The sequence below is a fragment of the Streptomyces sp. C1-1 genome, assembly GCF_050214755.1.
Taxonomy (GTDB): domain Bacteria; phylum Actinomycetota; class Actinomycetes; order Streptomycetales; family Streptomycetaceae; genus Streptomyces.
In genome coordinates this window covers 3,178,901-3,196,904 of record NZ_CP189826.1, presented here as the reverse complement: position 1 = coordinate 3,196,904, position 18,004 = coordinate 3,178,901, and the positions used below count along the sequence as shown (strand labels likewise).

At 68.0% G+C, this 18,004-nt stretch carries 18 protein-coding genes; 7 read left to right on the top strand and 11 right to left on the bottom strand.

Annotated features, from left to right (window positions below):
- Positions 1–30: 30 nt before the first annotated feature.
- Entirely contained in the window at positions 31–609 is a 579-nt protein-coding gene (locus ACQF4J_RS14360) for a hypothetical protein (RefSeq protein WP_351578375.1), read from the bottom strand.
- Positions 610–739: 130 nt separating this feature from the next.
- On the opposite strand from ACQF4J_RS14360, the gene ACQF4J_RS14355 reads away from it, so the two are divergent.
- From ACQF4J_RS14355 to ACQF4J_RS14325, 7 genes are all read left to right on the top strand, one after another.
- The gene (locus ACQF4J_RS14355) at positions 740–1,075 is read left to right on the top strand and encodes a hypothetical protein (RefSeq protein WP_351806090.1); all 336 of its coding nucleotides are present in this window, start codon (positions 740–742) and stop codon (positions 1,073–1,075) included.
- Between the two features lie 30 nt (positions 1,076–1,105).
- A complete protein-coding gene (locus ACQF4J_RS14350; protein ID WP_351578381.1) occupies positions 1,106–2,260 on the top strand; it encodes a PE-PGRS family protein in 1,155 nt (384 codons plus the stop codon).
- A 67-nt stretch (positions 2,261–2,327) separates the two neighbouring features.
- Positions 2,328–2,723, top strand: a complete 396-nt coding sequence (locus ACQF4J_RS14345; protein WP_427165753.1) for a hypothetical protein — start codon at positions 2,328–2,330, stop codon at positions 2,721–2,723.
- Between the two features lie 331 nt (positions 2,724–3,054).
- Positions 3,055–4,716 carry an alpha/beta hydrolase gene (locus ACQF4J_RS14340; RefSeq protein ID WP_427165752.1) on the top strand — a complete coding sequence of 554 codons (1,662 nt, stop codon included), beginning with the start codon at positions 3,055–3,057 and terminating at the stop codon, positions 4,714–4,716.
- A gap of 47 nt (positions 4,717–4,763) precedes the next feature.
- Entirely contained in the window at positions 4,764–5,246 is a 483-nt protein-coding gene (locus tag ACQF4J_RS14335; RefSeq protein ID WP_351578390.1) for a hypothetical protein, read from the top strand.
- Positions 5,247–5,290: 44 nt separating this feature from the next.
- Entirely contained in the window at positions 5,291–5,857 is a 567-nt protein-coding gene (locus ACQF4J_RS14330; RefSeq protein WP_427165751.1) for a hypothetical protein, read from the top strand.
- A 38-nt stretch (positions 5,858–5,895) separates the two neighbouring features.
- Positions 5,896–6,387, top strand: a complete 492-nt coding sequence (locus ACQF4J_RS14325; protein WP_351578396.1) for a WXG100 family type VII secretion target — start codon at positions 5,896–5,898, stop codon at positions 6,385–6,387.
- Positions 6,388–6,402: 15 nt separating this feature from the next.
- Here the strand turns inward: ACQF4J_RS14325 and ACQF4J_RS14320 are convergent, their stop codons facing one another.
- From ACQF4J_RS14320 to ACQF4J_RS14275, 10 genes are all read right to left on the bottom strand, one after another.
- Positions 6,403–7,005 carry a hypothetical protein gene (locus ACQF4J_RS14320; RefSeq protein WP_427165750.1) on the bottom strand — a complete coding sequence of 201 codons (603 nt, stop codon included), beginning with the start codon at positions 7,003–7,005 and terminating at the stop codon, positions 6,403–6,405.
- Between the two features lie 65 nt (positions 7,006–7,070).
- The gene (locus ACQF4J_RS14315; RefSeq protein ID WP_427165749.1) at positions 7,071–7,676 is read right to left on the bottom strand and encodes a hypothetical protein; all 606 of its coding nucleotides are present in this window, start codon (positions 7,674–7,676) and stop codon (positions 7,071–7,073) included.
- A 349-nt stretch (positions 7,677–8,025) separates the two neighbouring features.
- Positions 8,026–8,286, bottom strand: a complete 261-nt coding sequence (locus ACQF4J_RS14310; protein WP_427165748.1) for a hypothetical protein — start codon at positions 8,284–8,286, stop codon at positions 8,026–8,028.
- Positions 8,287–8,800: 514 nt separating this feature from the next.
- Positions 8,801–9,121: a hypothetical protein gene (locus tag ACQF4J_RS14305; protein WP_427165747.1), complete on the bottom strand. Its 321-nt coding sequence runs from the start codon at positions 9,119–9,121 to the stop codon at positions 8,801–8,803.
- 363 nt (positions 9,122–9,484) lie between these two features.
- Positions 9,485–10,351: a hypothetical protein gene (locus tag ACQF4J_RS14300; RefSeq protein WP_351806079.1), complete on the bottom strand. Its 867-nt coding sequence runs from the start codon at positions 10,349–10,351 to the stop codon at positions 9,485–9,487.
- Between the two features lie 318 nt (positions 10,352–10,669).
- On the bottom strand, positions 10,670–10,876 hold the full coding sequence (locus ACQF4J_RS14295) for a hypothetical protein (RefSeq protein WP_427165746.1): 207 nt from the start codon (positions 10,874–10,876) through the stop codon (positions 10,670–10,672).
- Positions 10,877–10,937: 61 nt separating this feature from the next.
- Positions 10,938–13,181, bottom strand: coding sequence for an SUKH-4 family immunity protein (locus tag ACQF4J_RS14290; RefSeq protein ID WP_427165745.1), 2,244 nt, complete (start codon positions 13,179–13,181; stop codon positions 10,938–10,940).
- Between the two features lie 50 nt (positions 13,182–13,231).
- Entirely contained in the window at positions 13,232–13,564 is a 333-nt protein-coding gene (locus ACQF4J_RS14285) for an SUKH-4 family immunity protein (protein ID WP_427165744.1), read from the bottom strand.
- Positions 13,533–15,533 (bottom strand): NAD(P)/FAD-dependent oxidoreductase, encoded by a 2,001-nt coding sequence (locus ACQF4J_RS14280; RefSeq protein WP_427165743.1) that lies wholly within the window; start codon positions 15,531–15,533, stop codon positions 13,533–13,535. The genes ACQF4J_RS14285 and ACQF4J_RS14280 overlap by 32 nt, the downstream gene beginning before the upstream one ends.
- Before the next feature lie 259 nt (positions 15,534–15,792).
- Entirely contained in the window at positions 15,793–18,003 is a 2,211-nt protein-coding gene (locus ACQF4J_RS14275; RefSeq protein WP_427165742.1) for an SUKH-4 family immunity protein, read from the bottom strand.
- Position 18,004: the final 1 nt, after the last annotated feature.

Sequence of the window (18,004 nt, the reverse complement as noted above, 5' to 3'; positions counted from 1 at the left end):
GTTTCTTGCATCGGAAGGCAACAACGTATTTCAGACTGCCAGTGCGCACGCGAGTGCCGTCACCGCTCCGACGACGAACACGCCGCCCAGCGCGTAGCCCGTCGCATTGCCGCCCGGGAGTCGCTGCCAGGAAGCCGCCAGGCCCGGGCCGTTGCGGGTTCCGAAGCCGGTGAGGAGGCAGAAGGCGCCGAATGCCAGCATGGAAAGGCAGAACGCGAGAATCGCGATGTCCTTGCCGGGGGCCCGGTCCTCCGGAAGTGTGAAGGTGCCGTCCGCCTGTACGACGTCGATCTTCGCTCCGCTTTCCAGACGAGATGACGTTTCCACCGTCACGTCGTCGTACGTGGCGCCACCGCTGTGTGCCGTCCAGGTCCCCGTGCAACCGAACTTGAGTTCCGTTGTCCGCCGACGCGTTCCGTAGTGGGGTTTCGTGTGCACTTCGCATGAAGAAACGGTGAGGGTTCCATCCGTGCCGTCACCGGCGAGTTCGCTGCGAAGTTCCGGCACGGTCACCGCCGCGATGACCGCGGCCAGCAGGATCAGTCCCAGGCCGAGGAGCCTTCCCACCCGCAGGGCCCCTGTACTGCCGTAACTCTGCTGTGTGGTCACCACTGTTGACGTCCCCCCGGGAAACTTGACGATCTCTTGACCAGCGGGTTCGCTGGGCTGTGCGCGAGGAGTCTAAGGTATCGGTCTGTCGTCCAATATGAACTGCAGCAAAGGGAGCCCGGGGGAGAACGTGGGATTCGACACCTTTGACGTCGACACGACGGTGCTCAAGAAACAAGGGCAGAATTTCGCTGAGCTCGGGAGTGTTTTCTCCAAAGCCTCCAAGAAGCTTCAGGACGATCTCGACGGTCTGGGTGAGCCGTGGGACGACGCCGACTTCGGAGAGATCTTCGGTCAGGTCTACACGCCGATTCGCGACGGACTCTTCACGTCGATGGACAGTCTCGCTAAGCGGCTGGCGCAGATCGGCACCAACCTGGAAGACATGGCCGTCAATTACGACGCCTCCGACGCGTCGAACAGCGGTCGGCTGAACGGGGTCATCAGCGAAGTCGGCAATCTCTAAGAATTCCACGTAAACAACGGGGCTATCTGTATGGCGCTCACACTCCCCAGCGAGCTCGTCTGGGTGCTCGACCTCCTCGGCTACTCCTGGCCCGAGGCCGACGAAGACGCACTGCACCAGGTCGCCGAAACCTGGCGGGATTTCGGAAAGACACTCGAGGAGATCCAGGCGGCCGGCGAGGGTTACGCCCGCACCGTCGTCGCCGGCAACGCCGGTACGGCGGTCGACGGCTTCAGCAAGGCCTGGGGCGCCTACACCGGCTCGGGCGGCGACGACAGATATCTCCCGGACGCCCAGCTCGCCTGCGAAGTGATCGCCCTCGCCTTCGACGCGGCGGCGATCGCGGTGCTCACTGCGAAACTGGCTGTGATCGCCCAACTCATCGCGCTGGCAGTGGAGATCATCGCGGCGCAGGCGTCCGCCCCCTTCACCTTCGGCCTCTCCGAGGTCGGTGCGCTCGGCGCCACCCAGGCCACCCGCGTGATCGTCCGCGAGCTGCTGAACAAGCTCAGGCAGGAGGTCATGCAGGCGATCACGAAGGCAATGGAGCACGCCACCATGGACGCCCTGAAGAAGATCGCCAAGGAGCAGCTGGAGAAGGTCACCAGGGAGAAGGTCAAGCAGTTCGCCAAGGACAAGATCAAGGAAGAGGCCAAGAAGTTCGTCCAGGAGAAGGTCGTCGACGCCGCCAAGGAGAAGGCCAAGGACGCCGCCATCGGCATGGCGCAGAACATCGGCCAGCAGAGTGTCGAGACCTACTTCGACGAGCGTTCCGGCATCGACTTCGGTGAGACGGCGGGCGTCGCCAAGGACGCGGCAGGCGAGTACGTCGACGGCCTCAAGAACGAGGTCACGGGCGGCGAAGGCTCCACGGTCGCCGGCTACACGGACGTACAGGGGCACGTGGACGGTGCCGTCGACGCCGCCACCGAGAAGGTCACCGGGGCGGTCGGCAACCGGGTGCAGCACGGCGTCGACGCGCTGAGCGGGCACAGCGGGCAGGGCGGGGAGACGTCCGACGGAGCCGAGTCCGCCTCTTCCTCCGGCACCACCGCGGCCACGCAGGCGTCCGACGCCGACAGGCCGGTCGCCGCGGCTTCCTCCACCTCGCGCTCCGGCTCCTCGCGCTCCGCCGCCTCGCACAGTGGCGGCGCCCAGGACTGGGCACGCAGCGAGTTCGGATGACCTCCCGCGTGAATCGCCGTCCCCGATCGTCATCAACAGCAGGCAGCAGAGAGGACGTGTCCCGCCCATGACCGCGGACCGGGAGATCCAGGACGAGGAACTGACGGGGATCGCCCAGGACCCCGAACAGGCCCTGCGGCTGCGCCGTTCCCTGCGCACCATCGCCGGCGCGACCTCGCTCGACCCGGCCCTGCGCGACATGGCGCAGTCGGTGCTGAGCGGGAACGTCGACGTCAAGGACGCCTTCCAGGACCCTCGTTACACCGAGGCCGTCTACCAGCGCCTGCACGAGATGCGCCGGGCCGCCGAGAACCAGTCGTACGCCGAACAGCAGGAGTCCAAGGCGCAGTTCGGGACGTGGGACGCGAGGCAGCAGGCCGAACTCGACCGCGAGCGCGCGGAGCGGGACGCGCCCGTGCACGGCTCGGGCGGCGGCCGCGAGGGGCGGACGGCTCGGCACTGAGGCCGGGACGGCTCCACGGGCCGTCAGACCGGGCTCCCTCTTGCAGTCAGACGGTTCCCTCCTGCCGCCGGACGGCTCCATGGGCCGTCAGACAGGGCTCCCTCCTGCCGCCGGACGGCTCCGCGGGCCGCCGGACGGCCCCACGGGCCCTTCGCAAGCCGGGCCGTCCTCGGCCCAAGGCCCCGGCGTGCCCGGCCGGACCGCGCGTCGGCTAATCTGTGCGCCTCGAACTCATGAGTGAGCAGGTGCAACGGGGGTTGTCTTATGCCTTTTGGGGTTGTTTTGCCGCGCCCTGAAGGAAACTTGAACGCCGGGCCGGGACGAGGCCGCCGTGGCTTCTGACTTCTCCCGCCTGATGAAGCAGGACTTCTCCGACCTGGAAGCGGCGGCCAAGGCCTGGCGCGACCTGTCGACGACGATGGACACCCTCACCGACCGCCACCGCCGACAGGTCACCGGTCCGCTCCACGCGTCCTGGAAGGGCGACGACGCCGACGCGGCCCTGTTCTACCTGGAGGACGTCGAGTCGCGGATCGGCGTCGTCGAGACCGAGGCGATGGCCGTGGCCGAGGTGCTGGACACCACCAGGTCCTGGATGGAAGCGGCCCAGACGGCCCTGCGCAACGCGGTCCGGCGGGCCGAGGAGGACCACTTCGAGGTCGACGGCGACGGCACCGTCACCGACCCGACGACCGCCGGCCTGCCCCACCAGGACCCCGACGCACGCCAGATCATCGCCGACCGCGACACCCTCCTGGGCCGGCACCGCGCCGAGATCGACACCGCGCTGGCCGACGCGCGCAAGGCCAGCGACGACGGCGCCAAGGCCCTCGGTGAACTCAACGGCGACATCCTCACCGACCCGACCAGCCATGACGCGGCCGCGGAGTCCGCGCAGGACGTCAAGAACGCCCTGAAGGCCATCGGCGTACAGGGTCCGCAGATTCCCGAGGACGACCCGAAGGCCGCCGCCGAGTGGTGGAAGGCGCTCAGCCCCGAGGAACGCCAGACCTACACCACGCTCTATCCCAAGGAGATCGGCGCGACCGACGGCCTGCCGTCGGACGTACGCGACGACGCCAACCGCACCGCGCTCACCCAGGAGTTGAACCTCATCCAGGAGGGCAACTGGGATGAGGGGTTCCCCGGCGACACCGACGAGACGGTCAACCGGCGCCTGAACAACCTCGAAGTGCTCAACGACCAGTTGGAGCAGGCCGACGGCGCGCCCAAGGGCAAGGAGCTGTACCTGCTCGGCTACGACTCCAAGGACGACGGCCGGGCCATCGTCGCCATGGGCAACCCGGACACCGCCGCCCACACCGGAATCCTTGTACCGGGCACCAACACCAACATGGACGCCGTACCCGGCCAGATCACCCGCATCGGCAAACTGCAGTCCTCGGCGGAGCAGCAGTCCGACGGCGAGAGCGTCGCGATGATCACCTGGCTCGGCTACGACGCCCCCGAGGCGTCCATGACCGACTTCGACAGCGTCGGCGGGACCGGGCGGGCCGAGGACGGCGCCCCCGACCTGCGGCAGTTCGTGGCGGGCACCCACGCCGCGCACGACGGATCGCCCAGTCACACCACCGTCATCGGGCACAGCTACGGCTCCACCGTCGTCGGCGCGGCCGCCTCTGGAGGCCCAGGGCTGGGCGCGGACGACGTCATGGTGGTCGGCAGCCCGGGGATGACCGTGGACCACGCGAGCGATCTGCAGATGGACCCCGAGCACGTGTGGATCGGCGGTGCGAAGGACGACGCCGTCATCAACCACGCCTCCGACCTCACCCTCGGCCGGGACCCGATGCTCGCGGACTTCGGAGGCAACAACTTCGAGGTCGACACCCACGGTCACAGCGGCTACTGGGACGACGGCAGCGACTCCCTCGCCAACCAGGGTGCCGTCATCGCCGGCAAGCAGCCCACCGAGGTGCCGAAGGAAGGCAGCGACGTGCCGCCGGAGGCCCAGATCGTCCCCGGTCTGTGACGCCGTAAGCCTGCCGCAGTCCCTGCCCGTTCCCGACTGGAGGCCGCATGCCCCCGACCACGGACCCCCGCACGGATCCGAACGCCCCCCTGCCCCGCGTCGACCAGGAAGCCGCAGCGAAGTGGGCCGAGGAGTACACCACTTACCTGGCCCGGCTCACCGGCGTCGAACTCGACCCGTCGACCGCCAAGGCCAACTTCGAGGCCTGCATGGGCAGGAACGACGAGATCGCCGCGGACGGCCGCTACAGCCTCTTCTACTACGTCAACTCGCCCGCGCCGGTCACCGAGCACACCCGCGTCGTACGCACGCTCCGCCGCGAGCTGCCCCAGCAGGGCTACGAGGTCACCGCGTACCGGGAGTTCGAGAACGCCTACGCGTCCGCGGTGTTCCGGGCCCGCGACACCAGGAGCTCCTACCTGGTCACCGCGGACACGGTCGGCTCCGGCCGGACCAGGCCCCAGCGCCTCTCCTTCGCCGTACGTACGCCCTGCCTGCTCCCGCCCGGCGTCGAGCAACAGCAGTTCTGAGTCCGCAGCTCTCAACCCCCACAGGAACACCGAGGTCCAGGCTGATGAACCCAGTGGCTCGTGGCACGACGGCGGCCGGCCGGGCGGCGCTCGCGGTCTCCACCGCCGCTCTCCTGGTGGCCGGTTGCGCGTCCCAGGACGACACGTCCCCGAAGGGCGTGAACAGTCCGCTGCCCCGCACGGCACGGGAGGACGCGCTGCGCTCGGCGAAGGACACCACCGCCCGCATGGCCCGACTCACCGCCGCCGAACTGCTCCCCGACACGGCCAAAGCGGTCTACGAGCCCTGCGTCGGCCAGAACGACGAGGTGGCGAACGACGGCCGCTACACCCTCTTCTACTACGTCTACTCGCCCGCCCCCGCCGCGGAACACACCCGCATGGTCCGCAAGCTCCGCACCCAACTCCCCGGCCAGGGCTACGAGGTGACCTCGTACCGGGAGTTCGAGAGCGCCACCGCGTCCGCGGTGTTCCGGGCCCGGAACAAGAAGAACGACTACCGGGTGGAGGCGGGGACGGTCGGCTCCGGCAAGTCGAAGCCGCAACGCTTCTCCTTCGCCGTACGGACCCCGTGCCTGCTGCCGCCCGGCGCTCAGCAGCAGAAGTTCTGACCTCTGTCCGTCTCCCGAGATCCCGAGAGGAAGCCGACGTGTCCCAGGGCACCAACGTCGACCCCGCCGAGCTCCGCGCCTCCGCCGGTGCCTGTGACGGCATAGCCCGCACCATGAAGTCGCCCGCCGACAAGGCCGTCAAGGAGGCCGACACGGCCGGCGGCTCGCTCACCGGCTGGTCAATGGGCCCCGCGCTGACGGAACTCGCCACGAGCTGGAAGCCCGCGCTCGACGGACTCCACGCCCGCATCGAGGCCGGCGGGGCCAACCTCAGGTCCTCCGCCGACGGCCACGAGTGGAACGACGAGCGGGTCTCCCAGGACTTCGAGCACACCGGCACGGACACCGGCACGCAGGCCACGCCGGGTGCCATGCCCGCCGTACTGCGCCCGAGCGCGGGCGAGAGCCACCCGGTCACCCACGCCGGGGCCACCCCGCCCGACCCCCGCACCTCCTACGGCACCAACATGCCGACGTACGACGAGACCATCACCACCGGCCCCGCACCCGCCACGAACGACTTCGGCTGACGGTCGGGCGCCGGCTCAGGGAGCCCCGCCACTCGGCACGGCGAACCACAGCTGAGGAACCCGGTGTTGGACGGCCGTGACCACCGCGTTCCGTGAACTGGCCGGAAGAGTGAGGCGGTACCGCTGTCGGGAAAGTCCGGGCCGCAGCGGTTCCTCGTCCCGAACCAGCGGCCCGAGGACCGGATCGTCGTGCTGGACAGATGAGTTGGGGTAGAGCTCGAGGGAGCAGATCCGGATACTGCCTCGCCGCCCTGTCCTGGACCAGTGCAGTCCGACGCCGGCAAGATCCTGCCAAGGGATGACGACCCCTGCGTCGCCGTTGTTGACCCACAGACCGGACTCATCGACGGTCACCGTGGACCGCCGGGCCGACCAGGCGGCGACGACGCTGCTGATGCCGGCGAAGCCCATCAGCAGCCCGATGAGGATTCCTCCGAACCCTGCGGGATTTGGTGTTCTCTCGCCAAGGCCGGCGACCGCCACGGTGCCGCCCGACAGTGTGAGGGCGCCGAGCGCGGTGAGCACGATGCCGCGGGGGAGCACCCGGCGCGTGGCTTGTCGGCCCGTGTGGATGACGGTGGCGGTGGGGGAGGGGGAGAGGTGACCGGGGTGTGACATGCGGGGGAGCGTAGTGATCGGGGGAGGGGGCCGGTTCCCTCAGCGGCCCGGCCCGGGGCCCTACGCTATGCCGGACCGCGCTTGTTGCCGATGAGGTGGGCGATGCCCCATGTGGCCGCCGCGGCTACCAGGAGGCCGAGGAGGTGCAGCCAGTCCACCCCGCCGTTCCCGCTGCTGCCGTGCCACCAGGCCTTGGCCGGGAAGAAGGGATCGTTCTCCAGCAGGTCCCGGAGGGTCTGTACCGAGCTGCTGTTGACGACGATGAACGGAATGGCGTTGGCATAGCCGAAGAAGGCCCCTAGCGCGGCGACGACGGCACCGCCGACCTTGGCCCCGTTGCTGCGGTGCCCCACCTTGCCGACCAGAGCACCGACGAGTGCTCCGTTGAGAAGGGCGTGGGCGAAGTACAGAACCCGAACGGTGCTGTCCGACTGGTCCTTGTACGTGGCCATGATGAGGCCGCTGTAGAGCAGCGAGACGACGAGGGAGACCAGAAGCCCGAGCAGTACCGCGCCTACGGGGTTGCCACTCGCCGTCGACCGTTGCTGCCCGAAGGGCGCCGCCTGGAACGGCGGGGCGGGCTGCATCGGGTACCCCGGCTGCCCGGGGAACGCCTGCGGTCCGCCGTGCACCGGGGGCTGGCCGGGAACGGGCGCGGGCCCCGCATGCATCGGCGGTTGTTGCGGGGCGGCCGGCGGTCCGAACCCCTGGGATGGCTGCTGCGGCGCCGGCGGGGCGGGCTGGGCGTATGGGTTCGCGGGGTACTGCGGAGCCTGCGGCGGCTGCGAGGGTTGTTGCGGCGGCTGGAACGGCGGCTGGCTCATGTTTCCCCGTGGAGTCAGATCGAGTTGGCTGGTAGAAGCAGCAAATTATCAGCGAGATCGGGAGGGGGACGTCGGGGGCGGAGCGGGCTGCGTGAAGGGTGGGGGACTGATTGCGGCGGCCCTTAGATGCGCGGAGCCCCGGAGCGACAAAATCGACTCAGCTCAGTCACTCTGACTTGAGAAAGCCCAGCCTGGCTCAGAGCTTGTCCAGTTGTCCGGCGAGAGCCGCTTCCCAGTTGGACGAAGCAGTTGCTTCAGGGTCGATTTCGACAGTGCAGCCACGCCAGCCATTCACCGTGCGCGTCGGGAGCGACACCGTCGCATTGCAGATAGTGGCGTCGGCAGCGACGCCCCCGACCGGAGGACCGCCGGGCCGGGCGAGCTTGATGGCTTGCTGCAGTGAAACACGGTCGGCGATCGCCGCCAGCGCCGGTTGTTCTTCGATGAGGTGCGGCAACTCTCCGGAGAGCGCCGCATGGACGGCGAGCGCGCGGCGGGCGTACGCCGCGATCCGTGGATCGGCCGCACTCGCTCGCGGTTCTCAGGGCCTCCGCGAGAAGCGCCTCGGTGACAGCCAATCGCTCCGCCGCGGTGATCGGCTTCACCTGACGGAGCAGACGCGCCAGGGTGTCCGAGGCCAGCCGCACCATCGGGGTGCCGTCACCGTCCTCCCTCACAAGCAGTACGCCGCCGAGCTGCTCCGCAATGCGAGTCCGGGCATCCCCGCTGTGCCGGCCACTCAACACCCCGTCCATGAACACCCATATCCGCAAGGGCACTTCAGGGAGTTCGGCCGCAGCCAGGGCGCGCAACGCCGGATGTGTGGCCAGTAGCTCCGAAGGGGCGACGCCGTCGGGCCGTCCGTCCAGCAGGATCTCGTCGGGGCTCTTGGCTTCTGCACGGTTACTTCGGCTCAAGGCGCTCCAGCACCGGAAGTACGTGACCACGCCCTTGACTGCTGAACCTGCCGATCAGGTGGTCGATGAGGCCGGGTCGGTCGACGAGTGGAAAGGGCCCGCCCGTTGCACGTTGGCGAGGAACACGGTTGCGCCCCTGCGCAGACCCGCCAGGGTGTCCGTCAACGGGTCGCTCAGCGGGCGGCGCCTGACCTGGAGGCCGAAATGGATGAGGAGCCGACTGAGTACCTGCTCCGCGGTCAAGTGACGGCAGTCCAGGAATGAGTCGGGCAGCTCCTCGTGCAGGCTCCTCAGGGGACCCGTCTTGACCACCCCCGGTGAGCCGTGCAGGACCAGCTTCGGCGCATGTTGAGGGGGGTCGGCCAGCCAGCTCACGATCTCCTGATCTGAGTCTTCGGCCAACATCGTGCATCACTCCGATCAGACCGGCCGATGAGCGTCAGGGTACGTCAACGTCGGCTGCGAGCTTCATCCACTCTCCGGACGGTTCACCGTGGAAACGGTCCATGTCAGCGCTCTGTTGCTAGGCATCCGTGCCCTGGACGGACTGGGCCTGTCGCTTGGCTGTGCTTCCGTTTGCTGCTTCGCGAGCTACCGCGTCGAGTAATCAGCGTGTCCGCATACATGCTGTATCCGTCGAAGTCCACGACCTCGATCACAGCGTGGTTGCTGCTGACACGGTCTCGTGCGTCCGGGCTTACCGCGCGCAGGGTCCCGGTCGTGCCGCCGATACAGGCCTCATAGGGGCAGGGCGCCTTTGAAGCGGGTGTTGGGTACGTCGGGGTGGGTGGTGGCGAGCCAGCCGTGGCCGTGGGTGTACTTCGCGAGTTGCCGGCCGGGGGCCACGGAAAGGTTGTCCGCTGCCGTCTCGGCGTCGGGAACACCATCGACGTACATCTCGACCTCATCCTCGTCCGCGTTCTCCTTGTACCAGGCTTCGAAGGGCAGGGGGGTGCCTTCGAACTCGGGGTCGGCGTACGTCCCGAACCTCCTCACCACATCACCGTCGCGGGCCACATACCAGCAATGAGAGGAGTGATAGGGGTCGAGGACGTAGAAGTGGGCCTCGCCGCAGTGTTCGCTGAGCTCCGTGGACAGCAGGAAGCCGTCGAGCTCGTCCAGGAAGGAGTTGCCCCACAGCATGCGCCAGTTCTTGATCGGTCCTTCTGCACGCCTGTTCTCGAACTCCGGGGTGATGAAGACCCGGTAGACCCTGTTCCTCTCGCCCTGGGCGTCCTGGAACTCCAGGGAGTCGGCGGCCTGAGTGGCGGCGGCCACCCCCATGACGCTGGTGGCCGGCTGCATGTCGTGCAGACCCAGTGAGTTCACGACGTCGTCGAGCCGGTGAGCCGGGAAGGCCAGCCAACGGCCCCCCTCCGCGGGAGTCTCGACCGGTCGCTCGTCGAGGATCTTGATCCGTACGAGGCGTTCCACGGCGCGTCGGTCGATTGCGTCGAGGGCGTCCGCGCCGCCCAGTTCGACGAGGAGCTCAAGGGCGCTGCCGCGCAGCCGGCCGGGACCCTCACGCCGGATCGCGCGGAGACGTGGGAGTGCTTCGTCGCCCAGGAGCTTGATGATGTACCGGACACTGGAGCTCGGACTCATCGACCGACGGTCCCGGGTGTACGGCAGGAGATGGTGGACGGCGGCGGGGCCGAGCGCGTCCAACGCGGCATCGCGCACTGCATGATCTCTGGACGAGAGGTCTCCGACGAGTGCCTCAACGGTGTTCTGCAAGGGTGGCAACCTGATTCTGTGTTCGGGGTCTTCGTCGTACGCGAGCGGGCGAACCAGATCCAGCGCGCGGTCGGTCTGTCCATGTTCCCTTCAGATCCGGTCCGTGAAGTTGCACCGGCTGGCCTCCGTTCAAAGGAGCATCCGAGACGAGCGAGCCTGAGCTCTCGGTGACACCCCAAGCCCCCATCAGTCGGTGTGTGACATCCTCTGCTGCCATGCCATGCCATGGCAGTCCACGAAGACGGCCTCAGGGATCCGAGCCGTCAGCTCAAGCAGGAACTGCGTCTTACCGCTCCCGGGCAGTCCCCGAAGCGCCAGCGTCTCGTACAGGCGGCTCGGCGCTGCCAGCCAGGCTTCGACCTGCTCGAAAGCCTGCTCAGGCGTCAGTTCCACAGCACTCCCACTCCATGATCGGCCGCACCAGCAGGAAGGGCCTGGCCGGCCGGTTCACGCCTCAGACGTAGTCGTCACCATATGTGGCGAGGTCCCAAGTGCTGTCCTCGAAGTCATAGCCCTCAAGGATGTGCGTCCAGACCTCGCCCCGGGCCGCCTCGGGATCGATGTGCCGGCACCATGCGGCGAGACTGGCCTGTGCGTCCTTGTGGTCGGGAGCACCGGGGCGGTGTGCCCTGCGGAATTCGTCGAAGAGCCGGACGATGGCGAAGAACTGGACGAGGCTGCTGCCGGCCAGCGGTTCCGCCATCCCGCCTGTCGTGTCTCGTAGTACCCGGCCGGTCGTACCGTCCAGCAACAAATTCGAGTACATCCACGAACCCAGCTCGTAGAAGGGGCCGTTGCTGGGTGGCTCGCTCCGGGCCCGGAGATGGCGTGGAGTGTCTCTTCCGCGACCGGGCCAGGGAACTTCGTGCAGCGGGCGGTCGCCGCGTGGCGTGATGGCGAGATGCAGGAAATCCCGGGTCTCGGGCAGGCCGGTCTCGGTCAGGAAACGGCGAGCTTCTGCGTTGCTGATGCCCGAGGGCAGTTGATCCGTGTCGAGCCGATGGCAGGAAGAGTCACCGAACGTCTCTTCCAACCATTCGCGAAGCGCATCCCCGCGTAGCGCGGCTGCCGCACGATCGGGCAGTGGCCAAGGGGCCGCGTGACAATGAACAGCGACCAAGGGCCTGCCCGGGTAGGGCGGTTGTCGTGGGTGATCGTCCACCGCATTCGTGGTCACGGCGAAGATTCCCTCCCTGCCCGCCAGGCTCCAGGTGTCGTGGATACGGATAGCTTGGGTGACGGATGCCGGGCACCGGGGCGGCAGGGAGCCCACCAGTAGGTCTTGTTCCCACCCGTTTTCGCCGTGATGTGCGAAGACGACAGACGAGCCTTCCGCATGATTGCGCGCATCGACCCAGTCCCAGTCACCCTCGACGAGGGCGCGGCGGACCGTGACCGGCGCCGAGGTCCGTGCACCGGTCGCGGAGTCCCACTCCTGCCGCTGATATTGGTATCGGGGTGCCGCGTTCTTGCCGGTGGTGGTGTCTCGCGCGGTGATCAAACGTGAAGAGGGATCGACGCCGGTGATCCCGAACTCGTCGACCCTTCCCGCGTCCTGTGACCGGAGCCCGAAGAAGCCCGGAGGCCGCCACCTGGTCCAGATCGTTCGCCAGGGCAGCCCCGGTGTGGCGCTGAGGAGTTGATCGGCCAACTCTGTACGTCCGGCGCAGAGGGCCGCATGATGCAGCCACGCCGCCCACTCGCCCTGCTTCGAGGGGGCGATGCCCTGGACTTCCATGTAGTGCAGGAGTGCTGCGGTGCTCGCGTACGGGACGCCGTCCGGGTAGGCGACGGTGAGTGCCTCGTACAGGCCCGTCGGCGCGAAACGGGCGAGCAGCGGCCCGTTGTCCAGCAGGTCGGGCAAGGAGCCCGCAAGAGCGGCGTGCATGGGCAGAGCACGGCTGGCGTAGCGAGCCACTGGATCTGAGTGAGTCCAGTTGTTCTCGGGCGGGTTGCTGGCGGCCGACAGCGCCTCGCCCACCCTCGCCTGAGTGGCTGCCTCGCAGGGCCACACACGACGCCAGGCGTGCACGAGTGCGTCTGAGACGAACTCCACCTCCGGGGTGCCTGATTCGTTCTCGATCACCGACAGAACATCCGGCGTGCGGCGAGCCAGGGCGAGCAACTCCTCAGCGTCGGCAAGCGTGCCAACGGCCGCGCAGAGCAACTGCCACACCGCAAGCGGGACTCGACGGAGTTCTGCAGCCGCAAGAGCCTTCACTCGGGCATCGACCTCAGACTGGTCAGCGCCTGGACGGATCGGCGGCTGGTCGGCGAGCGTGACCTGATACTCCTGATCGACGGCCGCCGGAATCAGTTCCGGGTCGTGTTCGGCCATGACCCACACCTCTCGGCCGCCGAACCGCCGGAAGCCGGGAGCCAGTACTTCGGCGATGCGTGTGGGCTGAGCGGAGGTCAGCAGTTCTCCGGCGTACTGCACGTTTGCGAGCAGGATCACCACATCGCCAGGCGTGGGACGCGCCCGGCACGCCTCACGCATACGCAACGCCACAGCGGCCGCCGTCATCCCCCGACAGTCGATCCAGATGGGATCGGGGATCCGCTGCCGCACCTGGTTCAGGAAGTCTGTCTTGCCCACCGCTGAAGGGCCGGTGACGGAGAAGACCCGCCGCTTACGAGCAGGAAGACCTCGCCAGGCCTCGATGTGCTCCAGCCATTGATCGAGAGGTTCAGGCAAGGGGGAGTCCTTCGCTACGTGAAATTGGTTGCGCTGAGATCAGGCGGCCGTCAGAGGTACGGGAAGTTGTCGGAATCCAGGACGTGACCCCAGTTCCTGGTGCTTGCTGCGGCGGGGTCGAGAGCGGACAGCCAGGAGGTGAGTTCGGCCAGCAGGTCCGCGCCATCCAGTCCGCCGGAGGTGGTGTAGGCCCGCATGTACTCCCATTGCAGGCAGACCATCGCCACGAAAGAGGCGAGGGATGAGCCGGCCAGGGGGTCACCGGGCTGCGTGTCGTCGACCGCGCCGGGCCGGGACTGCCGCAGCACGCGCCCCGTAGGGCCGTCGAGCAGCAGGATGCCGCCGATCCAGCTACCCAGCGTGTAGAACGGGCCGTCTCCCACAGGCGTTCGGAAATGCCTTGGTTCCTTCCCACGCGTGTTTCACCAGCCCGGTGTCCAGCAGATGGTGGGTGTCGAGGCCGTAGAAGCCGGAGACGGCGGGGAAGCCGACCTTCTTGAGGAAGCGGCGGGTCAGTTCGTGTGTCAGGCCGGAAGGCAGCTGTTCATCGCTGAGCGTGGGAGCCGTCTCCGCGGTGAAGACGTCGATTACACGGGCCCTTGTCGGCTCACAGGCTGTCTTGTCGAAGGGAATCGGCCTGATCTTGCAGCGCGGTCCGACGGAGGGGAGCGCGGGCAGACCCGCGCTGCCCGAGCGGTGGGCATCTGGTTCCAACGCGTAGAGACCACGATCGCCGGCCATGACCACGAGTCGACCGACGCAGGCGGCGGCCCACAGGCTCGGTGCCTGCACGGCACGTACAAACGCCAGGTCCTCACTGAGTCGGAGCCTGAGGAGATTCCACGAGGGGTCTTCCGCATGCCAGAGAGGGGGTGACGGCACGATGTCCGCACGGGAGTTGTCAGACTCCACTCCCTGCCCGGAAAAGGCATCCCACTCCAGGCTCGTGCGATCCGCGAAGGTGGTGGTGACGGTGTGGGCGGAGGCACTGATCCGCTTCACCGCAGGGATGTCGGGGCCGATGCGATGGAGGCGGCCAGGCGCCCGCCAGTTGGTCCAGACGGTTCGCCAGGGCAGCGTGCCGGCGGACTCGGTCAGAGCCCGCGCTCGTTCCGTGTCGCCCTGGCTGAGGGCGACGAGGTGAAGAAGGAGGACGTCCGTCAGGGCGGTCGCTGCGTTGAAGGAGCCGGTTGCCGTGTGGGACAGCCGGCTGACGTAACGGTGGAGCAGACGGTCGGTGAGGTTGGGGCGCTGGCCTGTGGTGGTGGAGAAATGGATGTCGGTTCCCACAGCGAGGGCCCAGGCGGTGTCGATGCGTCGGCCGATGGCGCGCTGGGCCCGCCGGGCGAGGCCGACAGTCGGGCCTGTGGAAAGGGCGCCGCACAGGGCGAGGGCGCCTTGTGCCGCTACGGACATGCCATGCCCGTAGATCGGGTTGAAGGCGGCTGCCGAGTCTCCGAGGACTACAAGTCCCTCGGGCCACGTTGAGAGCCGTTCGTAATACAGGCGCCGGTTGGCGGTGCTGTGGGTCACCTTGACGTCGGTGAGCGGTTCGGCCGCTTTGATCAGGTCGGCCATGATGGGGTGCCTCAGGGTGCGGGCGAAGGGCTCGAAGGCTTCGGCGTCACCGGTCGGGTGGCCGCCTGGAGCGCCCATCACGCTGACGTGCCAGCGGTCTCCTTCGATCGGCAGGATGGCGCCGGACTTGGCGGGCCGGGGCAGCCTCGGGTCGGCTTGCACGGCGACGACGGGCCAGTTGCGGGTGGGGACGGGGGCGCGGTAGACGCGGCTGGCGTAGACGAGACCTAAGTCGATGCGGTCCTGCCTCAGGCCGTTGATGCCCAGGCCGGTCAGCCATTGCGGGGTCCGGGAGGCGCGGCCGGAGGTGTCGATGATCAGCTTGGCGCGCAGTTCCGATTCCGTGCCGTCGGAGTTGCGTACGCGCACTCCGGTGACGTGATTGCGGTCGCCGAGCAGGCCGACGGCCTTGGTGTGCGACCGGGCGCTGACGCGAGCGTGCTTGAGGACTTGCGCGCGGACGACGGAGTCGGTCAGGTCACGGCTGGCGGTGATCAGGGAGTGCGTGGCCCGGGTCCAGCGGCGGTACCAGCCCTCCGGGGCGTACACGAGCATGTTCGTGGTCACGGGTATGCGATGCGCGCCCGCGGCGAGAAGCAGATCGATGCTGCCGGGCAGAAGGTCTTCGATGGCCTCGAGGCCGCCGGTCTGCAGGAGGTGGATGTGGACGGCCTGCGGAACACCGGTACGCGGTTCGGGGCCTTCCGGCAGCTCGTGGGCGTCGATGATCTCCACGGAGCCGACGAGGTCCGCGACGGCGGCCGCGGCGAGCATCCCGGCCAGCTGCCTCCGATGACGACGGCACGGGGGGCCGGGCGGTGCGGTAAGTCACTCAAGGTGGGCTGCTTTCCTCTCGCTTTGGATCGCCCTGAGACATATGGGGCACTTGCTTCCTGGCACTGAGACAGGTCCGCAGGCGACGCGACAACAGCGCCTGGGCACACTGCCTTCGGGCATCAGCGACGCCCTGGGCCGCCGTAGTCTCAGCGCGACCGGCATGAGCACTCCACGGAGCGGCAGAGATCCACGTGGTTCACGATTCGTTGTTCAGCGGGTAGGTCCAGGCTCCGGCCTGAGCACCCTCGTGATCGATTTCCCAGATGGCGTCGTCGATGTGCTGTCGCAGCAGGTGCTTCTCGTCGCTGTTCTCAAGACGTCCCAGGATACGGAGCCCGGTGACCCAGTGCGTCAGCATTGTCAGACACCGATCCAGGTTCTGGGCGAGAAGGACGCCTTCGAGGCCGTCCTCGTCAGGATCACGGGGCATGCGGAGTACGTGGCCGGATCCGCCGTCGACGACGATCGTGCCACCCATCCAGTCACCGAGTCGAAAGAACGGGCCGGTCTCCTCGGCCTGCTCCACTCCGGCAGGCCACGCCAGCTCTTCCAGGAAATCCGCTTCGCTCGGTCGGAAGGCGATTCCCGAACCGTCGGCCATCGGCAGACCGACGTCCGTGAGTACACGGCGTGCCGTTGCGTCCGTCAGGCCAGGGGGGATGCGGTCCGCGGGGATGCGCACGGCTGGGGCATCCGGGAACAGGGCGGCGAGATCGGACGCGGTGGTCTCCGGAGCGTGCTTCGGCCTGGCGGGTCCGGCAGCGGTGCGGTTGCCCAGCAGTGGCCCACCTGTCAACGTCGCTATCCGTGGCGGGAGTTCAGGATCCGTGCTCTGCACCGCAAGGAGGCCGCCGACACCGCCGACCACTGTGACGGTGCCGTGTTCCAGGGCAACGGGCAGGAACTCGTAGCCCTCTCCCGGACCTTGGACAGACCTGTCCTGCGTACGCAACTCCTCCAGGTTGATCGGACCGGCGTCCGGGGACGAAGGCTGTCCCTCCACATCCTCGGGGTCCCAGGCCAAAGGCCCCCGTTGCGCAAGGGGAAAGTCCTCGTCGGGCCATGGGCCCGCCAGGGGCTCCGAGGTTGCGAGGTCCCAGATGCGGACGGCGTCGTCCATGTCCGTGCTTGCCACCGCGGGCCGCCCGTTCCACCGGACGGCGAACAGCTCGTAGACGGGGCCGGGCTGAAGGTAGCCGGGGTGGTACCCGCCGGGCGGGCACCAACGCGTCCACAAGGCCTTCCAGGGCATTCGCAGGCCGGAGTCCTCGATGCCCCGGCACAGTTCGGCATCACCTCTGGCTGTCGCCATCAGGTGCAGCCAACTCGCCCATTCCGCCTGGGAGGACGGCATGACGCCGTTCATCGTAAGGAAAACGGCGTCCGCGGCAGGGTTCGAGCCGAACAGCGACCCGTCGTAGGCGCAGTGCGCGGCATCGATCAGCGCGCTCTGCGGCAGAGCGGCCACTGTGTCACCCTCGCTCAGGAACGCGTCGAAATCGTTTGCCTGTACCGCGTGCATGGCCAGTCCGTGAGCCGCGTACCGGCCGACCGGGCCGGACTGTTCCCAGCCTTCGGGATGCCGCAGCTGCGGAGCGATCTCCCGCAGCCAACGGGTCATGTGCCGGTTGACGCGAATACGCTCCTCCTCCGGCGTACTGCGTCGCACTTCTTCAGGAATGCTTTCATCCACGAAAGACACACGGTCGTTCGTGAGCGTGAGCAGATCCGGGAATTCTTCCACGAGGCCGAGGAGGGATTGCGTATCGGAATGGGGCGCACTGAGGGCTTCGGCAAGCCGGCTCCATACGAGAACGGGCACCTGCCTCGGCTCGGAGAGTGCGAGGGCCCGGATCTCCGGTGAATGCATCGCCGCACTGATCAACTGGTCCACGCGTCCGTGTCCCTCGCTGGGCGCCGACTCGTCCAGCGTCAACGTGACCACCCCGCGGGCGGGCCTTTCCCCCTGCGGGTCGTGCGGTCCTGCGTCGACGACCACGGCGGCGCCCCAGAGGGCGAATCGCTCGGCGACATATCCTCGTACGAGGGAAGGTTGCGAAGACCGCCTGGTACCTCCTGCCCGCCAGGCATTCGTGATCAGGATGAGCTTGCCCTTGGCCAGTCGCTTGGCCGCACGACGCCAGCTGTACGGTGTCAGATCGGCCTCGGGAACTCCCGTGAGCGCGAGCAGGCGGCGAAACACCTCTTCTCCGTCCGCGCCGGCCGCGTCCAGATGAATGCTCTCGTCGACCTGAGCGTGCACCTGCTGGAGCGCGCCGTGGCTGCCGACCCGGCTGACCACGTGGAGTTTGGACCCGCCAGGGCACCCCGCACGAAACCAGTTCACCAGGTGCGTCGGCAGTTGCGTCGCGGAAAGAGACTCGGGTTGAGGGACCGACTCGGGCATG